We start from the raw sequence: 22,928 nt of genomic DNA, 5'->3' as shown, positions 1-22,928 counted from the left end.
CGATGAACTGATCGTCCTTGCGGCTTACGCTGACGTAACTCCCATGACAAGGCGCCGGAGCTCTCCGGCACCTTCGTCATTGGTCAGTGCCGACCGAAGGAGCTTCACTTGTCCGAGCCCCCTGCCTCGCAGCCCCCCACCTCGCACACCCGCCTGCTGGCGTGGATCGACGAGGTCGCCGCCCTGACAACGCCCGACCGGATCGTCTGGTGCGACGGTTCGGAACAGGAGTGGACCCGCCTCACCGACGAACTCGTCGCGTCCGGGGCACTGGTCCGACTCGACGAGCAGAAGAAACCGAACTCGTTCTGGGCGCGCACCGACCCGTCCGACGTGGCGAGGGTCGAGGAACGCACCTTCATCTGCTCGGTCGACGAGGCCGACGCCGGTCCCACCAACAACTGGATGGCCCCGGCCGAGATGAAGCGGACCATGACCGGTCTGTACCGGGGCTGCATGGCCGGCCGGACGATGTACGTCGTCCCGTTCTGCATGGGCCCGCTCGACCCTGAGCATTCCCGCGGCGGAAAACCGGATGACAACCCCGTGAAACCCATGTTCGGCGTGGAGCTCACCGACAGCCCGTACGTAGTGGCCAGCATGCGCATCATGACCCGGATGGGGGCCGCGGTCCTGGAGGCGATGGGCGACGACGCCGACTTCGTCCCGTGCCTGCACTCGGTCGGCGCGCCGCTGGCCCCGGGCGAGCAGGACGCCGCCTGGCCCTGCAACGAGACCAAGTACATCTCGCACTTCCCGGAGACCCGGGAGATCTGGTCGTTCGGCTCCGGGTACGGCGGCAACTCGCTGCTCGGCAAGAAGTGCTTCGCGCTGCGGATCGCCAGCGTGGCGGCCCGCGACGAGGGCTGGCTCGCCGAGCACATGCTGATCATGAAGCTCACCTCGCCGGAAGGGCGGGTCCGCTACATCGCCGGCGCCTTCCCGTCGGCCTGCGGCAAGACCAACCTCGCCATGCTCGAGCCCACCCTGCCCGGGTGGAAGGTCGAGACCATCGGCGACGACATCGCCTGGATGCGCTTCGGTGAAGACGGCCGGCTCTGGGCCACCAACCCCGAGTTCGGGCTGTTCGGCGTCGCGCCGGGCACCGACTTCCACACCAACCCGAACGCCATGCGCACCCTGGCCAAGGGCAACTCGGTGTTCACCAATGTGGCGCTCACCGACGACGGCGACATCTGGTGGGAAGGCATGGGTGAGCCGCCGGCGCACCTCACCGACTGGAAGGGCAACGACTGGACGCCCGGCGCCGACACCCCGTCCAGCCACCCGAACAGCCGGTTCTGTACCCCGATCGAGCAATGCCCGATCCTTGCCGACGAATACCACGACCCGCGTGGCGTCCCGATCGACGCGATCCTGTTCGGCGGCCGCCGCAAGACCACGGTCCCGCTGGTCACCGAGGCCCGCGACTGGGTGCACGGCGTCTACCTCGGCGCCACCCTGTCCAGCGAGACCACCGCGGCCGCGGTCGGGCAGGTCGGCGTCGTGCGGCGTGACCCGATGGCGATGCTGCCGTTCATCGGCTACCACGCCGGCGACTACTTCCAGCACTGGATCGACATGGCCAAGGGCGCTTCCGGCGACGCCGACAAGCTGCCCCGGGTCTTCTACGTGAACTGGTTCCGCCGCGGCGACGACGGCCGGTTCCTCTGGCCGGGCTTCGGCGAGAACAGCCGGGTGCTCAAATGGGTCGTCGAGCGCCTCGACGGCCGGGGCGACGCGATCGAGACCCCGATCGGGCACGTGCCGACGCCGGCGGCGATCGACCTCACCGGCCTCGACCTCGATCCGGCCGACCTCGAAGCCGTGCTCAAGGTCGACACCGACGAGTGGCTCGCGGAGATCCCGCAGGTCACCGAGTGGTTCCAGAAGTTCGGCGACAAACTGCCCGCGGTGCTCTGGGCCGAACTCGACGCTCTGCGCGCGCGCCTCGAGAAGGCGTAGGGCACCATCCCCTGATGGGGACGGATGTCTATGACGTCGCGGTGATCGGTGCGGGCCCGGCCGGCTCGGCGGCGGCACTTGCCGCCTGCCGGGCCGGCGCCCGCGTCCTGCTGCTGGACCGCGCGGACTTCCCCCGCGACAAGACCTGCGGCGACGGGATCGCCGCGGAAGCCGTCGACGTGCTCACCACGCTCGGCGTGCCCGACGTCACCGCCGGGCACCGGCCGGTGGAACGGCTGCGGCTGGTCGCGCCGGGCGGGCCGGCGGCGGCCCGGCGCCTGCCCCGGGCGGCCCACGTCGTACCCCGCCGGGTCCTCGACGAGCGCCTCGTGGTGGCTGCCGTCGCCGCCGGCGCCGAGCTGCACAAACACCAGGTCCATGGGGTACGCGCCGAGCGAACCGTGGTCATCGACGGCACCTTCCGGGCGCGCGTGGTGATCGGCGCCGACGGCGCGAGCTCGGTGGTGCGCCGCTCGCTCGGCGTCCCGGTCAACCCGTCCGGGCACCTGGCCATCGCGATCCGCGGCTACCGCCCCACCGCCGCGAGCGAGCAGCTCATCGTCACCACCCGGCAGCGCTGGCCGGCGTACGCCTGGGAGTTCCCGATCGGCGACGGCACCGCCAACGTCGGCTACGGGGAGCTGCTGCGCGGGACGGCGCTGTCCCGGTCGTACCTGCGCAAGCGTCTGGACGATCTCCTGCCCGGCAGCGAGCCGACCGGCCTGCGCGGGCACCACCTGCCGTTGTCCACCCACCGGCCGGCGGCCGGCCGCGGCCCCGTGCTGCTCGCCGGCGACGCGCTCTCACTGATCAACCCGCTGACCGGCGAGGGCATCTTCTACGCCGTGCTCTCCGGCGCGCTGGCCGGCGCCGAAGCCGCACGCGGGCCGCGCGACGTGGCGCACCGATATCGCGACGCGCTGCGCCACCGGCTCGGCCGGCACCTGCGGCACTCCGCGGCGGCGGCCCGGCTCACCAGCTGGCCCCGGGTCGCCGACGCCGCGGTGCGCGCCGCGGCCGCCGACCCCGCCGTCTTCGCCCGGATGGTGGACCTCGGTCTCGCGGACGGACTGCTCGACGCTCGCACGATCGGGCGCATCATGCTGCGGATGGTCCCCCGCGGGACCGTCGGCGCTTGAGCCCGGGGCCGGGGTGGATACGCTTTGCGGTGATGAGTCTGCGTTCCCTGGTCTATTCCTTCTACGAGCGGCGGCTGGCGGGCAAGCTGGCCGGTAAACCCGTGCCCCGGCACGTCGGCGTGATGTGCGACGGCAACCGGCGGTGGGCCCGCGAGATGGGCTTCGTCGACCCCAACGACGGGCACCGGGTCGGCGCGACCCGCGTCAAGGAGCTGCTCACCTGGTGCGACCAGGCCGGCATCGGGCACGTCACGCTCTATCTGCTCGCCACCGACAACCTGCGCCGCCCGGCCGCCGAACTCGACCCGCTCGTCAAGATCATTGAGGACCTGGCGACCGAGCTGGCCGAGGACGGCAACCCCTGGCGGCTGCGCATGGTCGGCGCCCTGGACCTGCTGCCGGCCGCCACCTCCGCGTCACTCAAGGCTGCCCAGGAGCGCACCCGCGGCCGCACCGGCGGCGTCGAGGTGAACATGGCGGTCGGCTACGGCGGGCGGCGCGAGATCACCGACGCGGTCCGGTCCCTGCTCTACGAGCACGCGGCGTCCGGCGGCACCCTGGAGGAGCTCGCCGAGATCCTCGACGTCGAGCACATTGCCGAACACCTCTACACCCGCGGCCAGCCCGACCCCGACCTGGTCATCCGCACCAGCGGGGAGCAGCGGCTGTCCGGGTTCCTGCTGTGGCAGTCGGCGCACTCGGAGTTCTACTTCCACGACGCCAACTGGCCCGACTTCCGGCGCATCGACTTCCTGCGGGCGTTGCGCTCCTACGCCGGCCGCCAGCGCCGCTACGGCGCCTGACCCGTCTGCGCGGTGACTTCGGCGGAGCGGCGGTGGCCGGGCAGCGCTCAGAAGCGGCGCAGGCCGTCGGTGAGGAAGGCGGCGACCGCGTCCGGTGAGTCGAGGGTGAGGTCGGCGGCGCTGGAGACCTCGGCGCCGGTCTCCGGGTTGGCGACGGCGACGGCCATGCCGAAGAAGCCGGGGTCGACGGCCTCGCGGGCGCGCAGCGCGTCGAACGCCTTGATGTCGGACATGTCGTCGCCGAAATACCAGGCGCAGCCGGCGTTGCGGACGCCCTCCGTGATGACCATGCCCTTGTCCTGGTCGACCGGCGGCTTGAGCTCGGCGACCATGCGGCCGCGCTGGATCCGCAGGCCGTGGCGTTCGGCCTGCTCGTGGGCCCAGCGCTCGACGGCCGGTGCGAGGTCCGGCGCGACCCGGTAGTGCAGGGCCACGGACAGGCGCTTGTATTCCACCAGGATCTCGGCGGGCAGCTCGGCGCGGGCCTGGTCGGCGAGGCCGGCCATGGTCGGCACGAACTCCAGGGCGGCGGGCTCGGTGACGACCTCGCCGTCGTGCCAGACCTCCAGGCCGTAGAGGCCGTAGAGGTCGACGTGCTCCAACGTCGCGAAGCGCGACCGCAGGAAGCTCACCGGACGGGCGGAGACGATGGCCACCCGGGCGACGACCGCGGCCAGCTGCTCCAGCACGCCGTGCACCTGGGGCACCGGCTGGGAGGCGTCGGGGTCGTCGGTGACGGGGGAGAGGACACCGTCGAAGTCGAAGAAGAAGGTCGTCGCAGATGCGTGCTCGGCGGTGTACGCCCACGCCTCGTCGATGCTCAGCGGATGTGTCGGACGTGCAGTCTCTGCCACGCAAGTCAGACTACCCGCGGATGGTCGTCTTTTATGCCGGGTGATTTTCGCTTGCGGCGAGCGTCACCCGTGCGGGAGGCGATATTGCGCTCTACCGCAGGACGCTGTTGACCGCTAGCGTTTGGGTCATGGCACGGGGCTTTCCCGAGCCAGCCGGTCGGCCCGGACCTGCGACAACTGCGCCACGGGGCCCGCAATCCGACCCCGTGCAAGGTCTCGGCGGCCGGAGGTGGCGGACCGCGGGCGGACCGGGTTGCACGCCCGCTGGAGCAGGCCTGTGACATCTCGCCGTACGGATGCCGGGGTCGACATGAACCCGGCCGAAACAGTCTCCAGCAGCCGTGCCACCACGGGGCGCCGCAAGCCCCGCGACCGGCACGCCGACGCGGAGCCCGCCCCTGCCGGCAGGGTCTTCGTCCTGGACACTTCGGTCCTGCTGTCCGACCCGGCGGCGTTCCGCCGGTTCACCGACCATGAGGTGATCATCCCGCTCGTGGTCATCACCGAGTTGGAGGGCAAACGTCACCACCCCGAGCTCGGCTGGTTCGCGCGGCAGTCGCTGCGGATGCTCGACGAGCTGCGTATCAAGCACGGCCGGCTGGATCAGCCGGTCCTCTGCAACGACGAGGGCGGGACGCTGCGGGTCGAGCTGAACCACGCCGACCAGAGCGCGTTGCCGCACGGCTTCCGCAACGACTCGAACGACACCCGGATCCTGTCGGTGGCGCTCGGGCTGGCCGCGGAGGGCCGGGAGGTCACCCTGGTCAGCAAGGACATGCCGCTGCGGGTGAAGGCCGCCGCGGTGGGCCTCACCGCCGACGAGTACCGGCACGGTCAGGCCAGCGACCCGACCTGGACCGGCATGGCCGACCTGCAGCTCTCCGAGGAGCAGGTGGGCTCCCTCTACTCCGGTGACGAGCTGGAGGTGGAGGAGGCCGAGACGCTGCCCTGCCACACCGGCCTGGTGATCCACTCGTCGCGCGGTTCGGCACTCGCCCGGGTCAACCCGGACAAGACGGTGAAGCTGGTCCGCGGCGACCGCGACGCGTTCGGCCTGCGCGGCCGGTCCGCCGAGCAGCGGGTGGCACTGGACATCCTGCTCGACGAGTCGATCGGCATCGTCTCGCTGGGCGGCCGGGCCGGCACCGGCAAGTCGGCGCTGGCGCTCTGCGCCGGCCTCGAGGCGACGATGGAGCGCAACCGCCACAAGAAGGTCGTCGTCTTCCGCCCGCTCTACGCGGTCGGCGGCCAGGAGCTGGGCTATCTGCCCGGCAGCGAGTCGGAGAAGATGTCGCCCTGGGCGCAGGCGGTCTTCGACACCCTCGGCGCGGTGGTGCACGCGAACGTGGTCGAGGAGGTGCTGGCCCGCGGCATGCTCGAGGTGCTGCCGCTGACCCACATCCGGGGCCGGAGCCTGCACGACGCGTTCGTGATCGTCGACGAGGCGCAGTCGCTGGAACGCAACGTGCTGCTGACCGTGCTGTCGCGCATCGGCCAGGGGTCGCGGGTGGTCCTCACCCACGACGTCGCTCAGCGTGACAATCTGCGGGTCGGCCGGCACGACGGTGTGACAGCGGTGATCGAGGCGCTGAAGGGGCACCCGATCTTCGCTCACGTCACCCTGACCCGTTCGGAGCGCTCCCCGATCGCCGAGGTGGTCACCGACCTGCTGGAGGAGATCCCTCTGTGAGATGACGCCGGCGCGGTGTTTTTGAGCCGGAATGGTGGAAAAAAGCTTGTGACTAAGCTCACAACACCGCGCTGGCATTTCACATCTACTTCACCTTGCGCCATGGTGTTCGGCGGGCACCAGGCTGATTCCTCACGGATCTGTGACAGCGACCGCCGGGTCGCGGTGCTCGCGGCGCGATCCACCGACAGTGACGGTGGGTGTGCGCAGCGTCATTGCCCCCGACGAAGGGAATCTTCGTGAAGCGGCTCTGGAGCCGGCTCGGAGTTCGTGCGGCGTCCGTCGCTCTCCTCCTGACCGGCCTCGCCGGTGGCGTCTACCTCGGTCAGAACCAGGACATCGAGCGGCAGAGCGCCGAGGCCAGGCTCGTGGTCCAGGCGGAGGCCGACGAGATCCAGCTGCTGAAGGCGCGCGCCGCCGACCACGCGGCTGCCCGGGCGTACCGCAACCAGGCGGAGGACGCCGCGGCGGCCAAGGCCGCGGCGGAGGCCCGGACGGCGGCCGGCAAGGCGCGGTCGCTGGAGAAGAAGGCGATCGCCGAGGAGAAGGCCGCCGAGGAGGCCGCCGAGCGCAAGAAGGCCCAGGAGGCCGCCGAGTCCGGCGGGCCGGTCGCCTTCACCGGCGACATCCCGGAGTCCTGCGACGAATACAGCGGCAGCCGCGGTATCGGCTGCGCCATCATGCTCGACCGGGGCTTCGCCCTCAGCCAGTTCCCGTGCCTGGACAAGCTGTGGAAGAAGGAGAGTGGCTGGAACTACAAGGCCACCAACCGCAGCTCCGGGGCGTACGGGATCCCGCAGTCGTTGCCGGGCAGCAAGATGGCCTCGGCCGGCTCGGACTGGAAGACCAACCCGGCCACCCAGATCAAGTGGGGCCTGGGCTACATCAAGGGCCGCTACGGCACCCCCTGCGGCGCCTGGCAGCACTCTCAGAACGTCGGCTGGTACTGACCTGTCGTTTCGAACAGGGCTGCGCGGCACGCCGCGCGGCCCTGTTCTGCTGTGATCAAATGTCAGTATGGTCCGAAATGCCGCTTCGGTTCTCCTGGCCGCCGCCGTCGCGCTGCTGAGCGCCGCGCCCGCCCCGGCCCGGGCCGCCGACGGTGACCGCCCGATCCGCGAGGTGGTCGGCGGCCAGGTCGCCGCAGCCGGCAAGTTCCCCTGGGTGGTGCGGCTGTCGATGGGCTGCGGCGGCACTGTCGTCGCCCCCCGGGTCGTGCTCACCGCGGGCCACTGCGCCGGCAAGACCGGGCGCAACACCAAGATCGAAGTGACTGCGGGCGTCGCGGACCTCGACGCGAAGAACGCGATCACGGTCAAGTCGGTCGAGGTGATCCGGGCCACCGGGTTCGTCACCGAGACCCGCGGCGACGACTGGGCGGTGGTCAAGCTGGCCCGGGCCCTCGAGCTGCCGCCGATCGAGCTGGCGGAGTCACCGGCCGGGGACACCGGCACGTTCACCGTGATGGGCTGGGGACAGACCCGGGAGGCGTCGCTGCAGCAGGAACGGCAGCTGCACTACGCGAGTGTGCCGACCATCACGGACGAGCAGTGCGCCGAGGCGTACAAGAAAGCTGGTGTCGATCTTGTTCGGGACGAGTCGATCTGCGCCGGCAAGCACGGCGTGGACACCTGCCAGGGCGACTCCGGCGGGCCGATGGTGCGGCAGGAGCCGGACGGTCGCTGGGTGCAGGTCGGCATCGTGAGCTGGGGATTGGGCTGCGCCCGGGACGGCTACTTCGGCGTCTACACCCAGATCTCCAAGTTCCGGCCGGCGATCCGGGCCGCCATCCGCCGGCTCGGCTGAGTCCCAGCATTTCCGCAGCTTCCCCGAGTGGCCGGGGATGCGCCGCCCTGACACCATCGAAGCATGGGGTACGGGTGGACGGACGCGCGCGAGGACGAGGCCGCACGGTTCGGGACAGAGGCGTTCTACGCCGCGCTGGGACGCGCCTTCGTGACCATGTGCGCGGTGGTCCCGGTGCTCTTCCTGATCGAGGTCATCGACGTCGCCCTCGGCCAGGGCACGCTCGACCTGGCCGGCGGCATCATCCCGCACCGCATGGAGGGCGTGGACGGCATCCTGTTCAGCCCGTTCCTGCACTCCGGGTGGGAACACCTCTACGGCAACGCGGTGCCGCTCATCCTGCTCGGCACGTTCGTGCTAGCCGGCGGCGCGAAACGGTTCATCTGGTCGACGTTCCTGATCGTGATGATCACCGGCATCGGCGTGTGGTTCGTCGGCGACCCGCGCAGCGTGGTGGTCGGCGCCAGCGGCGTCATCTTCGGCTATCTGGGCATGCTGCTCACCCGCGGCCTCGTCGAGCGCAGCTGGTGGAACTTCGGGGTGGCCCTGCTGATCGGCCTGCTGTACTGGTACCAGCTGTACGGCATCCTGCCCACCGACCCCGGCGTCTCCTGGCAGGGCCACCTGCTCGGCCTCATCGGCGGCGTGATCGCGGCGATCGTCTTCCGGCGGCGCCGCCCCCGCTCACCCTTCTGACGAGCCTTTCCACCCACATTTCGTACGAGCCATGGCCGGCGCGGTGGCTACCCCGCGACCGCCTGCCCACTCCGGGCCGCAGCGCGGCCGCCGGGCTGAAGTGGGTGGCCGGGCCCGGCGGTCCGCCTTTCTGCGGCTTACTACGGTCAGATCACCGGGTCGCCCATCGGGACCGTCGGCAGGTGGCCGTCGAAGTCCACCGCGGAGTACAACGCCAGCTTCTCCAGCCGGTGATACGAGTCGATCACCCGGATCGTCCCGCTCTTCGACCGCATCACGATCGACTGGGTGTGCGCGCCACCCTCCCTGTACCGCACGCCCTTGAGCAGGTCGCCGGAAGTCACCCCGGTCGCGACGAAGAAGCAGTTGTCGCCGGTGACCAGGTCGTCGGTGGTCAGCACCCGGTCCAGGTCGTGCCCGCCGGCGAGCGCCTTCTCCCGCTCCGCGTCGTCGCGCGGCCACAGCTTCGCCTGGATCATGCCGCCCAGACACTTCAGCGCGCACGCGGCGGTGATCCCCTCCGGTGTGCCGCCGATGCCCATCAGCACGTCGACGTCGGACTCCAGCCGGGCCGCGGAGATCGCCCCGGCGATATCACCGTCCGAGATGAACTTGATGTTCGCGCCCGCCTGCCGCACCTCCTCGACCAGCTTGGCGTGGCGCGGACGATCCAGGATGCACACCGTCACGTCGGAGACGCTGGACCGTTTCGCCCGGGCGATGCGCCGCAGGTTCTCCGTCACGCCGGCGTTGATGTCGACGACGTCGGCGCAGTCCGGCCCGACCGCGATCTTGTCCATGTAGAAGACCGCGCTCGGATCGAACATGGCGCCCCGCTCGGCGACCGCGAGCACCGCGACCGCACCCGGCATGCCTTTGCTCATCAGCGTGGTGCCGTCGACCGGGTCGACCGCGACGTCCACCTCCGGACCGGTGCCGTCGCCGACCCGCTCCCCGTTGAACAGCATCGGGGCTTCGTCCTTCTCGCCCTCGCCGATGACGACGACCCCGCGCATCTGGATCGAGTTGATGAGCTTGCGCATGGCGTCGACGGCGGCGCCGTCACCGCCGTTCTTGTCGCCGCGGCCGACCCAGCGGCCGGCCGCCATCGCGGCGGCTTCGGTGACACGGACCAGATCGAGGGCGATGTTGCGGTCGAGATCCTGGGGGACTCGGGCGGGCACGGCGGGCCTCCTCGCGACGTTGCGGGGCTTCAGGTCCTCCGATCCTGGCATCAGAGGGCGCGCCAAGTCTCGATTCAGCGACATGGTTAACAATGGGGCCGTGGAACCCGCATCGCCGTCGCCGTCCCAGCCTGCCGCCGTGCCGCCCGCTGCCGTGCCGCCCACAAGCGATCCGGCCGCCGCACCGGGGCCGGCTGCCGTGGCCGCGGAGCCGGTCGCGGTGGCCGCGGAGCCGGTCGCTGTGACCGCGGAGCCGGGCGCTGTGCGGGCGGAGCAAACCGCGGCGACGGCTGCACCCGCTGCGGCGACGGCTGCACCCGCTGCGGAACAGGGCGTGCCTGCCCGTGAGCGGGAGGCCCGCCGCCCCCGCGACATGATCATCTCGCTGCTGGTGCTGCTGATCCCGATCGCCCTGTTCCTGACGATGTACCGGGTGCTCTTCGACGGCGACGCCCCGATCACCAAAGACCCGTCCTCGGCGATCCAGCAGGCGTCCCAGGAGTTCACCGTCGCCCAGCCGGCCGGCCTCGGCGACGACTGGCACGTCGTCTCCGCCACCTTCCGCCGCGAGACCGATGGCGCCACCCTGCGCATCGGTTACGTCGACCCGGACGACGACCCCGTCCTGCTGGTGCAGAGCTCGGTCCCGTCGGCCACGCTGGTCCCCGCCGAGGTCGGCCCGGAGGGTGCCCGCATCGGCACGTTCCGCGACGACGCCCGGACCTGGCTCGTCTACAGCGGGCGGCCGGGTGAGACCGCCCTGATCGCCACCGAACAGAACCGGACGATCGTGGTCCTCGGCAAGACCGATCAGAAGAACCTGGAAACCCTCGCCGCCTCGCTCGGCTAGCCCTGCTCTCCGCGCGCGGCCCGGGCCGCCTCGATCCGCTCGCGGGCCCCGTCCAGCCACCGCTGGCACACGTCGGCCAGCTGCTCCCCGCGCTCCCACAACGCCAGCGACTCCTCCAGGCTGCCGCCGCCCTGCTCCAGCCGCTCCACCACCCCGGCCAGCTCGGTGCGTGCCTGCTCGTAGCTCAGCTTCTCGTCACTCATCAACGCTCCCCACCCGTGCCTGCAACTCGCCCTCCGCCAGCCGGATCCGCAGAAGGTCGTCCTCACCCACCTCGTCCGCGGCGCGCACGACGTGCCCGTCCGCCCGCTGCACGATCGCGTAGCCCCGCTGCAACGTGGCGGCCGGCGACAGCGCGCGCAGCCGGGCGACAGTGTGCCGCAGGTCGTCGTCGGCGCGGCGCAGCTGGTGCTCCAGGCTGCGCCCGGCCCGGTCACGCAGCGCGGTCACCTCGGTGGCCCGCTGATCGATCAGCGACTCCGGCCGGGCCAGCACCGGCCGTGACCGCCACGCCTCGATCCGGTGCGACTCCCGGTCGATCATCCCGAGCACCGCCCGGTCCAGCCGGTTGCGCGCGTGGCCGATCAGCCGCACCTCGTCGGCGAGGTCGGGCACGATCCGCTTGGCCGCGTCGGTGGGTGTGGAGGCGCGCAGGTCGGCCACATAATCGAGCAGCGGCGCATCGGTCTCGTGCCCGATCGCGCTGACCACCGGGGTCCGCGCCGCGAACACCGCACGGCACAGCGCCTCGTCGGAGAACGGCAGCAGGTCCTCCACGCTGCCGCCGCCCCGGGCGATCACGATGACGTCGACGGTGTCGTCGTTGTCCAGCACCTTGAGCGCGTCGATGATCTGCGGCACCGCGGTCGGCCCCTGCACCGGCACGTTGATCACCCGGAAGTCGACGGCCGGCCAGCGGCGGCGGGTGTTCATCAGCACGTCACGCTCGGCGGCGCTGGCCCGCCCGGTGATCAAGCCGATCCTCGCCGGCAGGAACGGCAGCCGGCGTTTGCGCTCACGCGCGAAGAGCCCCTCCGCGCCGAGCAGCCGCTTCAGCTTCTCCAGCCGGGCCAGCAGCTCACCGAGCCCGACCTGCCGGATCTCGTCGGCGCGCAGGCTGAGCGTGCCGCGGGCGGGATAGAACTCGGGTTTCGCGTGCAGCGTGACCCGGGCACCCTCGGCCAGCTCGGGCGCGCCCGCGTCGAGCACGTCACGGTGCGCGGTGACGGTCAGACTGAGATCGGCGGACGGGTCGCGCAACGTCAGGAAGACCACGCCCGACCCGGGCCGCCGGCTGATCTGGGCGACCTGACCGTCCACCCACACCCAGCCGAGCTTCGCGATCCAGGCCCCGATCTTCTGGCTGACCACGCGAACCGGCCACGGCTCGTCGGCGGTGCTCTTCTCCGGCTGGGTCACCCGGCCAGATTACGGAAGCCCACCGACATTCCCCGGCTCGGCGTGGCCGGAGTACCGCGCCAGGTCCACCGGGGTGCGCCGCTCCGGCAGCCTGGCCTCGGTCCCCGCGATCGCGGCGAGCACCAGCAGCCCCGTACAGACCCAGAAGATCACGTCGATGACCAGCGACTTCGGGCCGTCCAGCGGGTAGGGACAGCCCCGCATCACCAGCAGACCCAGCGCCATCGCACCGGCCAGCACCACACCGCCGAGCACCGCGCCGGCCGGACTCGGGACGAGCCGCCGCCGGGAGAGCAGCAACATGCCGCCGAGCAGCAGCGCCCCGTGGAAGGCGGCGTACGCGGGGGTCAGCCCGCCGTCCGCCTCCACCGCGAGGTTCAGGGCCCCGATGCCGGCGCAGAACCAGCCGGTCATCACCCGGAACACCGCCGGGATCGAGGGGCTCATGCCCCTGAGTATCCCGCCTGATCAGGCAGAATGCGCCGGAACGCCGGGTCGGTCACGCCGGGCGCGGCGCCACCGGCTGATCATCGCGAACAGAGCCGTGCCGGCGTACGACCAGACGACCGCGTCCACCACCAGGCGTACCGGTGCGGCAAGTCGCCAACCGCCCGCCTCGGCCAGCCTGATCGCCTCGGCGGGTGTGTCGGCCACCGCGCCGCGGGACAGCCACGCGTACGGCCAGCCGCGGGCCTCCTCGTAACCGAACATGCAGCACATCTCGGTGACGGACACGGCAAGCCCGGCCACCGTTCCGGCGAACCCGGCCACCACCGCGGCGACCGCGACCATCCGTCCGGACAGTCCCAGCCGGTTCCATCGCAGCAGCACCAGCGCGCCCGCGACCACCGCCAGGCCCGCGAACACCCCCGCCGTGACCTCACCGAACGGGGTGACCAGCAGCAACACCACGCCGGCCGGCAGGCTCAGCCCGCCGGCCACCGCCCGGAGCGCCCCGGCCGTGGTCGATGCCATCAGCGCAGTATCACCGGAACGCGCAACCGCTGTGGTGCTGATCGCAGGAGAGCAGCAGGTGCGGCGGGCCACGTACCATGGCCGTGTGACTGAAGCTCGTAAGCGTGTGTTGCTCGCCAAGCCGCGTGGTTACTGCGCCGGCGTCGACCGCGCCGTGCAGACCGTCGAGGAGGCGCTGAAGCTCTACGGCGCCCCGGTCTACGTGCGCAAGCAGATCGTGCACAACAAGCACGTGGTGAACACCCTGGAAGCCCGCGGTGCGATCTTCGTCGAGGAGAACTTCGAGGTGCCCGAGGGCGCCACCGTGGTCTTCTCCGCCCACGGCGTGGCCCCCGAGGTGCACGACCAGGCACGTGAGCGCAACCTCAAGGCGATCGACGCCACCTGCCCGCTGGTCACCAAGGTGCACCACGAGGCCAAGCGGTTCGCCGCCGAGGACTACGACATCCTGCTCATCGGCCACGAAGGGCACGAGGAGGTCATCGGCACCGCCGGCGAGGCCCCCGAGCACATCCAGCTCGTCGACGGCCCCGACGACGTGGACAACGTCGTCGTCCGCGACCCGTCGAAGGTCGTCTGGCTCTCCCAGACCACACTCTCGGTCGACGAGACGATGGAGACCGTGGCCCGGCTGAAGACCCGGCTGCCGCTGCTGCAGTCGCCGCCCAGCGACGACATCTGCTACGCCACCTCCAACCGGCAGCACGTGATCAAGGAGATCGCACCGGACTGCGACGTGGTGATCGTGGTCGGCTCCACCAACTCGTCGAACTCGGTGCGCCTGGTCGAGGTCGCCCTCGGCGCCGGCGCCCGGGCCGGCCACCTGGTCGACTACGCCCACGAGATCCAGGACGAGTGGCTGGCGGGCGCGACGACGGTCGGTGTGTCGTCCGGTGCGAGCGTCCCGGAGGATCTGGTGATGGAGGTGCTGGCGCACCTCGCCGAGCGCGGCTTCGGCGAGGTCACCGAATACACCACCGCCGAGGAGCGCCTCACCTTCTCGCTGCCGCAGGAACTGCGCCGCGACATGAAGGCGGCGGCTGCCGCCCGCGCTGCGGGCTAGGCGTCATCCACAGGCGCGAGTTGTCCACAGGGCAATCCGCGAAGATCCCGTTCGTGCACCACAATGGTCTGCGGGGGCTGCCCCCTGGGAGGGTGGGCTCTGCGGGTGGCGCGGGCTAGCTGAGCTCGGGTGCCTGCGGCTGCCGCGGGGCGACCTCCACCTGCACGGGCGGGAGCAGATCCTCGTCCGAGACACCCATCTCGGCCAGCTTGCGGGCGCTGACCAGCACCCGTGACTCCAGGGACCCCACCGCCCGGTTGTACGCGGTGACCGCCCCCGCCAGCGAGGTCCCCAGCTTGTCCACGTGGTCGCCCAGCGTGGACAACCGCCCGTACAGCTCGCGGGCCAGGCCGTGCACCGCGGCGGCGTTGCGGGTCAGCGCCTCCTGCCGCCAGGAGTAGGCGACGGTCCGCAGCATCGCGATCAGCGTCGCCGGGGTGGCCAGCACCAGGTTGCGGCGGAACGCGTACTCCATCAGCGACGGATCCCGTTGCAGCGCCGCGTCCAGGAACGGATCGGCCGGCACGAACAGCACCACGAAGTCCGGTGTCGACTCGAACGCCGTCCAGTACCGCTTGCCGGACAGCGCGTCCACATGCGCCCGCAGGTGCCGGGCGTGCTGGTCCAGGCAGGCGTCCCGGTCACGCTCGTTGCGTGCCTCCATCGCCTGCAGGTACGCCTCCAGCGGCGCCTTGGCGTCGACCACCACCGTGCGCCCGCCGTGCAGCTGCACCACCAGGTCCGGCCGGACGCCCTGCTCATCGGTCGAGGCGGTCACCTGCTCGGCGAAGTCGCAATGCTCCAGCAGGCCGGCCGCTTCCACGATGCGCCGCAGCTGATGCTCGCCCCAGCGGCCGCGCACCTGCGGCGCCCGCAGTGCGGCCACCAGCTGCCGGGTCTCGGTCCGCAGCTCGCCCGAGACCACACCCATGGCCCGGACCTGCTCGCGCAACTCGGCGTACGCGTCGACCCGGTCGTGATCGAGCTGGGCGACCCGGTCCTCGTAGCGGCGCAGCGTCTCGTGCAGCGGCGCCACCGCCCGGGCCACCGCCTCCTGCGACTGCGCGGTCGCCTCATAGGACAGTGCCCGCAGCGACTGTTCGAGGCGCTGCTCGCCGTCGCGGGCCGCGGCCAGGGTGGCCTCCAGCCGGGCTATGTCGGCGGACGCGCGGGCCCGGGCCGCCAGCCAGCCCAGGGCGGCGCCGGCCACCAGACAAACGAGAATCACAGCCAGTGTCGACAAGGTCACCTCCGCAGATTGCCAGAGAGCTGTCTGGTGACTCGCGGGGGTACCGTGGAAAACATGAAGAGCGTGTTGCTGATCCTGGCAATCCTCGTCGTGGTGCTCCTGGTGATCGCCGCGGCGCAGCGCAGTGGCCGGGCCCGGCGGCAGACCCAGCTCGAGGACGCCCGCGCCGAGGCCCAGCGGTGGTACGAACGGCTCGGCGGCCAGGTTATGAACCTCAGCTCCGAGGACCCGGCGGCCCGGCAGGCGCTCGCCGACGCGAGCGAGCGGTACAACGCGGCCGGCGGCCAGCTGCAGCAGGCCAACACGGTCCGGCAGTACGAGCTGGCCCGGGAGTCGGCGCTGGAGGGCCTGGCGTACGTGCGGGCCGCGCGCACCGCGATGGGCATCGATCCGGGCCCCGACGTCCCGCAGCTGTCCGGCTCCGCCGGGACCGGGCACCTCACGCAGGAACGCGAGGTCACCGTGCAGGGCCACGCCTACAAGGCGGGCCCGCGGCCAGGAACGGAGACGCCGTACTACTACCCGGGCGGCCGTGTCCAGGGACGCCCGGTGCCCGCCGGCTGGTATTCAACGCCGGTCTGGAAGACGGCACTCGGCGCCGGGGCCGGGGTTCTCGGCGGCATGCTCATCTTCGACGCGCTGCTCGCCCCCGGCTTCGGCGACTTCGACGGTGACATGGGCGCCGGCGACATGGGGGACATGGGCGGCGACGTCGCCGGCGGTGACTGGGGCGGCGGAGATTTCGGCGGCGGGGACTTCGGCGGCGGAGATTTCGGCGGCGGCGACTTCTGAGGCTCGCTCAGGAACCGGAGGCCAGACGCATCCGGCGGGACAGCTCCCGCCGCAGCGCCCGCGGGCTCGGCCAGATCTGCGTCAGGTCGGCGGTGAACGCCGGCCCGCGCGGGGTGTCGGCCAGCGCCGGCCCACCGGTACGGGTGTCCTGCACCGGGTGCACGTCGTCCAGGTCGGCCGGGACGATCTCCAGGATCGTGCGCAACCCGTCCCGGCGGATCACCACGGCGGCGATGTCCGCCCAGTCCAGCAGGATCGGGTCGCTGTCTTGGGACGCCAGTTCCAGGCCACCGGCGGACACGCGGATCCAGGTGGTGAGCGCGGCTCGTGCGGACAGCGCGTACGCCCCGGCCACCGTCGCGCCGACGATCACCGCCTGCAGGGCGGTGACCCACCACGGGTCCCCGGTGTCCCGGGCGATCATCGCCACCACCGGGGAGACCGCCAGGTAGGCGACGATCAGCACGGAGAACACCGTGAGGAACGTGCGTGCCGGCGAGGAGCGGAAGAGGACCGCGTCCCGGGCCGGCGCCTCGACCTCCTCCGGTGCGATCGACATGCCTCCTATGGTGGACCAACCGCCACCCCGCTCACTGCGGTTTGGCCAGGTCGGGCGCCGGGGCCGTGACCCCGGCGCCCGACGGCTCAGAACGCGCAGGCGATGACCAGCTCCGCGGTCCGGTCCCGGAGCAGGTCCAGCTTCGTGATGCGCCCGGCCGCCCGGAAATCGCCCTCGATCGACTCCAGCCGGTCCAGCAGAGCCGCCGGCCCCAGCGCCTCGGCGAGCGGCACCTCGGTCCGCATCGACAGCTTCCGGTCCGACTTGGCCCGGCGGACCTGCCGCAGCGCCTCACCGGCCAGGTCGAGCAGCGACGGATCGCTCTCCGGCGCCACCCGGCTCAGCTCGTAGATCGTCGGCCAGGTGGCGCGGTGCACCGACCCGTACCGCCACCAGGCCCAGATCTCCTCGGTGACGTAGGGCAGGAAAGGCGCGAACAGCCGCAACTGCACCGACAGCCCGGCGGCGAGCGCGGCCCGCGCCGACTCGGCGCCCGGACCCGACCCGTACGCCCGGTCCTTGACCAGCTCGATGTAGTCGTCGCAGAACGTCCAGAAGAACGTCTCCGCCGTCTGCAGCGCGTCGGTGTGCTGGAACTGGTCGAACGCCGTGGTCGCTTCGGTCAGCACCGCCGACAGCCGGCCCAGCATCGCCCGGTCCAGCGGCTCGGTGACCGGGGCCCGCAACGCCTGCGCCGCGCCGAGGCCGAGCGCGAACTTCGACGCGTTCAGCAGTTTCGTGGCGAGCCGGCGGCCGACCTTGAGCTGGGCCGGCTCGAACGCCAGGTCGGCGCCGGGGCGGCCGCTCGACGCCCAGTACCGCACCGCGTCCGAACCGTACTGCTCCAGCAGGGCGACCGGGGTGACCACCGCGTTGCCCTGCGACTTCGAGATCTTCTTGTGGTCCGGGTCGAGCACCCAGCCGTTCAGGACCGCCCGCTTCCACGGCAGCGCGCCGGTCAGCTGGTCGGCGCGCAGCACCGAGGAGAACAGCCAGGTCCGGATGATCTCCTGCCCCTGCGGCCGCAGATCCATCGGGTAGGTCCGGCGGTGCAGATCCTCGTCGGTGCTCCAGCCGGTGACGATCTGCGGGCTGAGCGACGACGTCGCCCAGGTGTCCATGACGTCCGGATCGGCGGTGAAGCCACCCGGAACATCGCGCTGATCCTCGGTGAAGCCGGGCGGACATTCCGAGGAAGGGTCGACGGGCAACGCCGAATCGTCCGGTATGAGAAGCTGACTGTGGTCCGGCTCGCCAGCGTCGTCGAGCCGGTACCAGATCGGGATCGGCACACCGAAGAACCGCTGCCGGCTGATCAGCCAGTCGCCGGTCAGGCCGCCGACCCAATGGTCGTACCGATGCCGCATGTTCTCCGGCACCCACCGCAGCTCGCGGCCCCGCGCCAGCAGCCGTTCCCGCAGCTCGTCGTCCCGCCCGCCGTTGCGGATGAACCACTGCCGGCTGGTGACGATCTCCAGCGGCGAGTCGCCCTTCTCGTAGAACTTGACCGGATGACTGATCGGCTGCGGCTCCCCGATCAGATCACCGGACTCCCGCAGCAGCCGGACGACCTCCCGGCGGGCCGCGTTGACGGTCAGGCCGGCGAACGCCTGATAGGCCGCCGATCCCACACCGGCCGGCCGGTCCGGCAGGAACCGCCCGTCGCGCCCCAGAACCACCCGCGTCTCCAGGTCCAGGTCGCGCCACCAGGTGACGTCGGCCAGGTCGCCGAACGTACAGACCATCGCGATGCCCGTACCCTTGTCCGCCGCGGCGAGCGGGTGCGCACGGACCGGGACCTCGACATCGAAGAACGGGGTCCGCACCGAGGTGAGACCCGCGAAGCGGGGGTCGCCCGGATGATGGACCAGCGCGACGCAGGCCGGCAGCAGCTCAGGCCGCGTGGTGTCCACCTCGACCGGGCCGTCCGGGCCGTGGAAGCGCAGCCGATGGTACGCACCGGGCCGCTCCCGATCCTCCAGCTCGGCCTGGGCGACCGCGGTCCGGAAGCCGACGTCCCACAAGGTGGGGGCCTCCGCCGTGTACGCCTCGCCGCGCGCCAGGTTTGCCAGGAACGCCCGCTGCGAGACCGCCCGCGCCTTCTCGCCGACCGTCGTATAGGTCAATTCCCAGTCGACGGACAATCCCAGCCGCCGCCACAGCGCCTCGAACGCCTTCTCGTCCTCGACCGTCAGCCGGCCGCAGAGCTCGACGAAGTTGCGCCGCGAGATCGAGACGGGCCGCTCCGGCCGCTCGGAAGGAGGCTGCCACTGCGGGTCGTAGGGCAGCGCCGGATCGCAGCGGACCCCGAACAGATTCTGCACCCGCCGCTCGGTGGGCAGCCCGTTGTCGTCCCAGCCCATCGGATAGAAGACGGTCTTGCCGCGCATCCGCTGGAACCGCGCGACCGTGTCGGTGTGGGTGTAGGAGAAGACGTGCCCGATGTGCAACGACCCCGATACGGTCGGCGGGGGTGTGTCGATCGCGAACACGTCCGCCCGCTCCTTGGAACGGTCGAACGCGTACGTGCCCTCCCCCTGCCAGCGCGACGCCCACTTCTCCTCGAGCCCGTCCAGCGACGGCCGCTCGGGGAGACCGGGGCGTCCGGTTCCCGTATCAGTCATGCCGGTCAGCGTAGGCGGGTGTCCCGGTGCCCGCGAGACCTTTTAGCCTCCTGTGGACAACGCGTCCGCGCTGGTCGGAGAGCGGCCCGCAGCGGTTGCCGGCTCGCTGTCGTGCGCCGGGTCGCTCGCGGGTGCGGTGTCGCTGCCGTCCCCGGGGCCCCGGTCGTGCGCCGCGTCGGTGTCGTGCGCCGGGTCGCTGTCGAGGGTCCGGCGGGTCAGCCGGGCGGCGAGCCGGTCGACGCCGATCAGCAGGGCGGCGAGCACGGCGAACTCGACGGCGAGGATCAGCATCTGCGTCGCCACGCCGCCGTAACCGCCCTGCACCCCCGGATCCAGGAAGGGGTACGGATAGCGGTTGGGCGCCGTGGGGAACGCGATCGCCCGGAGGATGTTGGTCAGGCCGTACCCCAGCGGGAAGAGCAGCCACAACGGAAGATCGCGCCAGCGCACCTGCCGGCGCGGCCCGAAAGCCGTCCAATCCGCCACCACCATGATCGGTACCACGTAGTGCACCAGGAAGGCCGACCAGTTCCGCAGCGCGGTCGCCGGATCCGGGTCACTGAGACCCGGCAGCGGACTCTCCCCGTGGTTGAGCACGAAATGCGAGATCAGGCAGGTGATCAGGATCCAGAGGGTGACCGGTCCGCGCAGTCGCGGCGCGGGGGCGTCGACGGTGTTGCGCCGCACCATCCAATAGACGCAGCCGGCGAAGTAGCCGATCACGATCAGGTTGCTCTGGCACGTGTAGTAGATGATGCGGTGCTCGCCGATCAGCAGCCCGGCGACCGCGCAGGCGACGATGGCGGCACGCCACCACAGTTGTGGCTTCAGATAGATCGACACCGGGCCCCTCCAGCTTGCCGAGGTCGATCATGGTAAACCCGCGGGTGGGTGGGCTGCTCCGGGCCGCGGGGCGAACGAGGGCGGCGGGTCCAGTCACGGCGAGCTCACGCATGATCCGTTGGCTTTTGGGTGCGTGGTTGCCGGCTGAGGGTGCCCGGCCGGCGCGTACGCATGATCCGCCGGCCGAGCGTGCCCGATCACCGCTCAGCCGGCCGATTCGTGCGCCAGCAGCCACTTCTTGACCGGCAGGCCCCACCGATATCCGCCCAGCGACCCATCGGTCCGCAGCACCCGATGGCACGGCAGGAACAGCGCCACCGCATTACGCGCACACGCCGACGCGGCGCCGCGGACCGCCGTCGGCCGGCCGGCCAGCTCCGCATATCGGGTGTACGTCACCGGGGCGCCCGGCTTGATCTCGCGCATCACCACCCACGCGTGCCGCAGGAACTCGCCCTTGGTCCGCTGCTCGACAGGCACCCCGTCCAACGCGGTCAGGTCGCCGTCGAGATAGTCGCGGACCGCGGCCCGCGCCGGTCCGACGTCGTCGTCGGCCTCGACCGGCTCCGCAAGAGCCGGATGGACCAGGCGCATCAGCTCAGCCACGTCGGTGGTGAACCCGGACGCCCGCACGGTGCCCTCAGGCGTGGCGACCACAGTGAACGGACCCGCCGGGGTGTCGAACGTCGAATAACGAAGCATCATGTGTCTCCTCACAGGAGCGCCCAGCCTTGCCGAACGCACGGAATCTTGCCCGCCGGCCTGTGGACAACGGGGGATTGTGGATAACGGCCGCCGGCGTCGGCGGGCCGGTAGGTTCTAGGCAGCCCGCCAGAGACGGACGAGCGCATAGGAACGCCAGGGACGCCAGCGTTCGGCATGCGCGAGGAGGCTCTTGGCGGTGTCCGGCAGGCCGAGTGCCGCGGCGCCGCGGCGGGCGGCCAGATCTGTTTCGAGGAAGGCGTCGGGGTCGCCGATCGCGCGCATGGCGACGTAACCGGCCGTCCACGGGCCGATGCCGGGCAGTTCGGTGAGCCGGGCGACGGCCTCGGCGCGGTCGGCGCCGGGCTCGAGGTCGAGCTTGCCGTCGGCGACGGCGTGCGCCAGCGCCCGGATGGTGTCGCGGCGTGCGGCCGGCATGCCGAACGCCGCGTCGGGGAGGTCGGCGACGATGCTCGCTGCCGGAAATCCGGTGAGCGGCCCGCCGGTGGTGGTCAGGGGAGAGGGGGAGGGCCCCCCTGAAGGATCGGCAGCCGGCGTTGCCTCGTCGCCCTTCGCGGAGGCGTCCCGGGCAGCCCGCACGATCCGCCCCACCACAGTCCGCGCCCCGGCCACGCTCACCTGCTGCCCGACCACGGCCCGCACCGCCATCTCGAACCCGTCCACCGCCCGCGGAACCCGCACCCCCGGCTCTTTCTCCACCATGTCCCGCAGCGCCGGGTCCTCGCTGAGCAGACCGTCCACCGCCACCGGATCCGCGTCGAGGTCCAGCAGGCGACGGCACCGGGCCACCGCGGGCGCCAGGTCCCGCACGTCCCCGAGCCTCAAATTCGCGTGCACCCACCGCTCCGCCACCCGGAACGCCACGACCGCGTTCCCGTGTGGCAGCTGCAGCCCTCGCCGGTACGTCTCTCCGTCCAGCTCGTCCACTCCCGGCAACGTCCTCGCCCCCAGGAACTCGAGCAGCGACCCGGCATGCAGCGGCGGCCGGTAGGCGAGCCGCAACGGGATGCTGCCGGCCTCTGCGGCACTGCCCCGCTTTTCAGGACGCAGGCCACTGGGCGGCTGGGCGTACACCGAAAGGATCGTGTCGTTGAATTGCCGCACGCTCCCGAATCCGGCGGCGAACGCGATCTCCGCGAGTCCCAGGTCGGTCGTCTCGATGAGGATTCGGGCGGTCTGTGCGCGCTGTGCCCGGGCCAGCGCGAGCGGTCCGGCGCCGAGTTCGGCGGTGAGCATGCGCCCGAGGTGCCGTTCGGTGTAGCCGAGCCGGCCGGCCAGCCCGGAAACTCCTTCGCGGTCCACCACGCCGTCGCCGATCAGGCGCATCGCCCGGCCGACCACGTCGGCGCGGGCGTCCCATTCGGGTGAGCCGGGTGCCGCGTCGGGCCGGCAGCGGCGGCAGGCCCGATATCCGGCGCGCTGGGCGGCGGCCGCGCTGGGGTGGAACGTGACGTTCGCGCGTTTCGGCGTGACTGCCGGGCAGGACGGCCGGCAGTAGATGCCGGTGGTGCGTACGGCCGTGTAGAACCAGCCGTCGAACCGCTGGTCGCGGCTGTCGACGGCGCGGTAGCAGCGTTCGAAGTCCAGTTCCATGCCGTCGAGTCTGCGCCCGGCCGGGGCATTGTGGCTGGCGGGTTTCGGACATGACCGTTCCGTGTCAACCTTGGTTGACGAGATTGGCAGTCGTCAACTAC

Annotated in this window: 22 protein-coding genes; 10 read left to right on the top strand and 12 right to left on the bottom strand. The window is 71.5% G+C overall.

Annotation, left to right across the window (positions count from 1 at the left end; translation table 11 throughout):
* The first annotated feature begins 108 nt into the window (after positions 1-108).
* From AC0NH5_RS04395 to AC0NH5_RS04385, 3 genes are read left to right on the top strand one after another with little or no spacing between them, the layout of a single operon-like run.
* Positions 109-1,965 (top strand): phosphoenolpyruvate carboxykinase (GTP), encoded by a 1,857-nt coding sequence (locus tag AC0NH5_RS04395; RefSeq protein WP_474400186.1) that lies wholly within the window; start codon positions 109-111, stop codon positions 1,963-1,965.
* Positions 1,881-3,104, top strand: coding sequence for a geranylgeranyl reductase family protein (locus AC0NH5_RS04390; RefSeq protein WP_474400183.1), 1,224 nt, complete (start codon positions 1,881-1,883; stop codon positions 3,102-3,104). The genes AC0NH5_RS04395 and AC0NH5_RS04390 overlap by 85 nt, the downstream gene beginning before the upstream one ends.
* A 32-nt stretch (positions 3,105-3,136) precedes the next feature.
* A complete protein-coding gene (locus AC0NH5_RS04385; protein ID WP_474400179.1) occupies positions 3,137-3,907 on the top strand; it encodes an isoprenyl transferase in 771 nt (256 codons plus the stop codon).
* Between the two features lie 47 nt (positions 3,908-3,954).
* On the opposite strand, the gene otsB is transcribed toward AC0NH5_RS04385, so the two are convergent.
* A complete protein-coding gene (otsB, locus tag AC0NH5_RS04380; protein WP_474400176.1) occupies positions 3,955-4,761 on the bottom strand; it encodes a trehalose-phosphatase in 807 nt (268 codons plus the stop codon).
* Between the two features lie 277 nt (positions 4,762-5,038).
* Between otsB and AC0NH5_RS04375 the strand changes: the two genes are divergently transcribed.
* The 4 genes from AC0NH5_RS04375 to AC0NH5_RS04360 all read left to right on the top strand — a co-directional run bounded on the left by AC0NH5_RS04375 (position 5,039) and on the right by AC0NH5_RS04360 (position 8,953).
* Positions 5,039-6,451, top strand: coding sequence for a PhoH family protein (locus AC0NH5_RS04375; protein WP_474400173.1), 1,413 nt, complete (start codon positions 5,039-5,041; stop codon positions 6,449-6,451).
* 239 nt (positions 6,452-6,690) lie between these two features.
* The gene (locus tag AC0NH5_RS04370) at positions 6,691-7,401 is read left to right on the top strand and encodes an aggregation-promoting factor C-terminal-like domain-containing protein (protein ID WP_474400170.1); all 711 of its coding nucleotides are present in this window, start codon (positions 6,691-6,693) and stop codon (positions 7,399-7,401) included.
* A gap of 67 nt (positions 7,402-7,468) precedes the next feature.
* A complete protein-coding gene (locus AC0NH5_RS04365; protein ID WP_474400167.1) occupies positions 7,469-8,257 on the top strand; it encodes a S1 family serine peptidase in 789 nt (262 codons plus the stop codon).
* 63 nt (positions 8,258-8,320) lie between these two features.
* The gene (locus tag AC0NH5_RS04360) at positions 8,321-8,953 is read left to right on the top strand and encodes a rhomboid family intramembrane serine protease (protein ID WP_474400164.1); all 633 of its coding nucleotides are present in this window, start codon (positions 8,321-8,323) and stop codon (positions 8,951-8,953) included.
* 146 nt (positions 8,954-9,099) lie between these two features.
* On the opposite strand, the gene glpX is transcribed toward AC0NH5_RS04360, so the two are convergent.
* Positions 9,100-10,188 (bottom strand): class II fructose-bisphosphatase, encoded by a 1,089-nt coding sequence (gene glpX, locus AC0NH5_RS04355; protein WP_474400161.1) that lies wholly within the window; start codon positions 10,186-10,188, stop codon positions 9,100-9,102.
* Positions 10,189-10,237: 49 nt separating this feature from the next.
* On the opposite strand from glpX, the gene AC0NH5_RS04350 reads away from it, so the two are divergent.
* Positions 10,238-10,987 (top strand): DUF4245 domain-containing protein, encoded by a 750-nt coding sequence (locus tag AC0NH5_RS04350; RefSeq protein ID WP_474400157.1) that lies wholly within the window; start codon positions 10,238-10,240, stop codon positions 10,985-10,987.
* On the opposite strand, the gene AC0NH5_RS04345 is transcribed toward AC0NH5_RS04350, so the two are convergent.
* Genes AC0NH5_RS04345 through AC0NH5_RS04330 form a run of 4 tightly spaced genes read right to left on the bottom strand, consistent with a single transcriptional unit; the run spans position 10,984 to position 13,381 of the window.
* Positions 10,984-11,190, bottom strand: a complete 207-nt coding sequence (locus AC0NH5_RS04345) for an exodeoxyribonuclease VII small subunit (RefSeq protein ID WP_474400155.1) — start codon at positions 11,188-11,190, stop codon at positions 10,984-10,986. The two genes, AC0NH5_RS04350 and AC0NH5_RS04345, sit on opposite strands and share 4 nt — an antisense overlap.
* Positions 11,183-12,406 (bottom strand): exodeoxyribonuclease VII large subunit, encoded by a 1,224-nt coding sequence (gene xseA, locus AC0NH5_RS04340; RefSeq protein ID WP_474400153.1) that lies wholly within the window; start codon positions 12,404-12,406, stop codon positions 11,183-11,185. The genes AC0NH5_RS04345 and xseA overlap by 8 nt, the downstream gene beginning before the upstream one ends.
* A 9-nt stretch (positions 12,407-12,415) precedes the next feature.
* Positions 12,416-12,853, bottom strand: a complete 438-nt coding sequence (locus AC0NH5_RS04335) for a hypothetical protein (RefSeq protein WP_474400151.1) — start codon at positions 12,851-12,853, stop codon at positions 12,416-12,418.
* Positions 12,854-12,874: 21 nt separating this feature from the next.
* Complete coding sequence (locus tag AC0NH5_RS04330) at positions 12,875-13,381, bottom strand: hypothetical protein (protein WP_474400148.1); 507 nt, start codon at positions 13,379-13,381, stop codon at positions 12,875-12,877.
* 58 nt (positions 13,382-13,439) lie between these two features.
* On the opposite strand from AC0NH5_RS04330, the gene AC0NH5_RS04325 reads away from it, so the two are divergent.
* Positions 13,440-14,444 (top strand): 4-hydroxy-3-methylbut-2-enyl diphosphate reductase, encoded by a 1,005-nt coding sequence (locus tag AC0NH5_RS04325; protein WP_474400361.1) that lies wholly within the window; start codon positions 13,440-13,442, stop codon positions 14,442-14,444.
* A 115-nt stretch (positions 14,445-14,559) separates the two neighbouring features.
* Here the strand turns inward: AC0NH5_RS04325 and rmuC are convergent, their stop codons facing one another.
* Complete coding sequence (rmuC, locus tag AC0NH5_RS04320) at positions 14,560-15,693, bottom strand: DNA recombination protein RmuC (protein ID WP_474400145.1); 1,134 nt, start codon at positions 15,691-15,693, stop codon at positions 14,560-14,562.
* 54 nt (positions 15,694-15,747) lie between these two features.
* Here rmuC and AC0NH5_RS04315 point away from each other — a divergent pair, with 54 nt between their 5' ends.
* Complete coding sequence (locus AC0NH5_RS04315) at positions 15,748-16,485, top strand: OmpH family outer membrane protein (RefSeq protein WP_474400142.1); 738 nt, start codon at positions 15,748-15,750, stop codon at positions 16,483-16,485.
* A gap of 7 nt (positions 16,486-16,492) precedes the next feature.
* Here the strand turns inward: AC0NH5_RS04315 and AC0NH5_RS04310 are convergent, their stop codons facing one another.
* From AC0NH5_RS04310 to AC0NH5_RS04290, 5 genes are all read right to left on the bottom strand, one after another.
* Positions 16,493-17,044, bottom strand: coding sequence for a hypothetical protein (locus AC0NH5_RS04310; RefSeq protein ID WP_474400139.1), 552 nt, complete (start codon positions 17,042-17,044; stop codon positions 16,493-16,495).
* Between the two features lie 86 nt (positions 17,045-17,130).
* On the bottom strand, positions 17,131-19,668 hold the full coding sequence (gene valS, locus AC0NH5_RS04305) for a valine--tRNA ligase (RefSeq protein WP_474400136.1): 2,538 nt from the start codon (positions 19,666-19,668) through the stop codon (positions 17,131-17,133).
* A 42-nt stretch (positions 19,669-19,710) separates the two neighbouring features.
* Complete coding sequence (locus AC0NH5_RS04300) at positions 19,711-20,511, bottom strand: Pr6Pr family membrane protein (protein WP_474400134.1); 801 nt, start codon at positions 20,509-20,511, stop codon at positions 19,711-19,713.
* A gap of 204 nt (positions 20,512-20,715) precedes the next feature.
* Positions 20,716-21,213 carry a methylated-DNA--[protein]-cysteine S-methyltransferase gene (locus tag AC0NH5_RS04295; RefSeq protein ID WP_474400360.1) on the bottom strand — a complete coding sequence of 166 codons (498 nt, stop codon included), beginning with the start codon at positions 21,211-21,213 and terminating at the stop codon, positions 20,716-20,718.
* Between the two features lie 117 nt (positions 21,214-21,330).
* Entirely contained in the window at positions 21,331-22,827 is a 1,497-nt protein-coding gene (locus AC0NH5_RS04290) for a DNA-3-methyladenine glycosylase 2 family protein (protein ID WP_474400131.1), read from the bottom strand.
* Positions 22,828-22,928: the final 101 nt, after the last annotated feature.

Source organism: Actinoplanes sp. 13 (genome assembly GCF_056134165.1).
This window is presented reverse-complemented; position numbering and strand designations above follow the sequence as displayed.

Bases quoted from the DNA above. Each gene is read 5' to 3' on its own strand.
- AC0NH5_RS04385 (WP_474400179.1), top strand. From the start codon at position 3,137: ATGAGTCTGCGTTCCCTGGTCTATTCCTTCTACGAGCGGCGGCTGGCG.
- AC0NH5_RS04365 (WP_474400167.1), top strand. From the start codon at position 7,469: ATGGTCCGAAATGCCGCTTCGGTTCTCCTGGCCGCCGCCGTCGCGCTG.
- AC0NH5_RS04360 (WP_474400164.1), top strand. From the start codon at position 8,321: ATGGGGTACGGGTGGACGGACGCGCGCGAGGACGAGGCCGCACGGTTC.
- glpX (WP_474400161.1), bottom strand. From the start codon at position 10,188: ATGCCAGGATCGGAGGACCTGAAGCCCCGCAACGTCGCGAGGAGGCCC.
- AC0NH5_RS04345 (WP_474400155.1), bottom strand. From the start codon at position 11,190: ATGAGTGACGAGAAGCTGAGCTACGAGCAGGCACGCACCGAGCTGGCC.
- AC0NH5_RS04335 (WP_474400151.1), bottom strand. From the start codon at position 12,853: ATGAGCCCCTCGATCCCGGCGGTGTTCCGGGTGATGACCGGCTGGTTC.
- AC0NH5_RS04330 (WP_474400148.1), bottom strand. From the start codon at position 13,381: ATGGCATCGACCACGGCCGGGGCGCTCCGGGCGGTGGCCGGCGGGCTG.
- AC0NH5_RS04315 (WP_474400142.1), top strand. From the start codon at position 15,748: ATGAAGAGCGTGTTGCTGATCCTGGCAATCCTCGTCGTGGTGCTCCTG.
- AC0NH5_RS04310 (WP_474400139.1), bottom strand. From the start codon at position 17,044: ATGTCGATCGCACCGGAGGAGGTCGAGGCGCCGGCCCGGGACGCGGTC.
- valS (WP_474400136.1), bottom strand. From the start codon at position 19,668: ATGACTGATACGGGAACCGGACGCCCCGGTCTCCCCGAGCGGCCGTCG.
- AC0NH5_RS04295 (WP_474400360.1), bottom strand. From the start codon at position 21,213: ATGCTTCGTTATTCGACGTTCGACACCCCGGCGGGTCCGTTCACTGTG.
- AC0NH5_RS04290 (WP_474400131.1), bottom strand. From the start codon at position 22,827: ATGGAACTGGACTTCGAACGCTGCTACCGCGCCGTCGACAGCCGCGAC.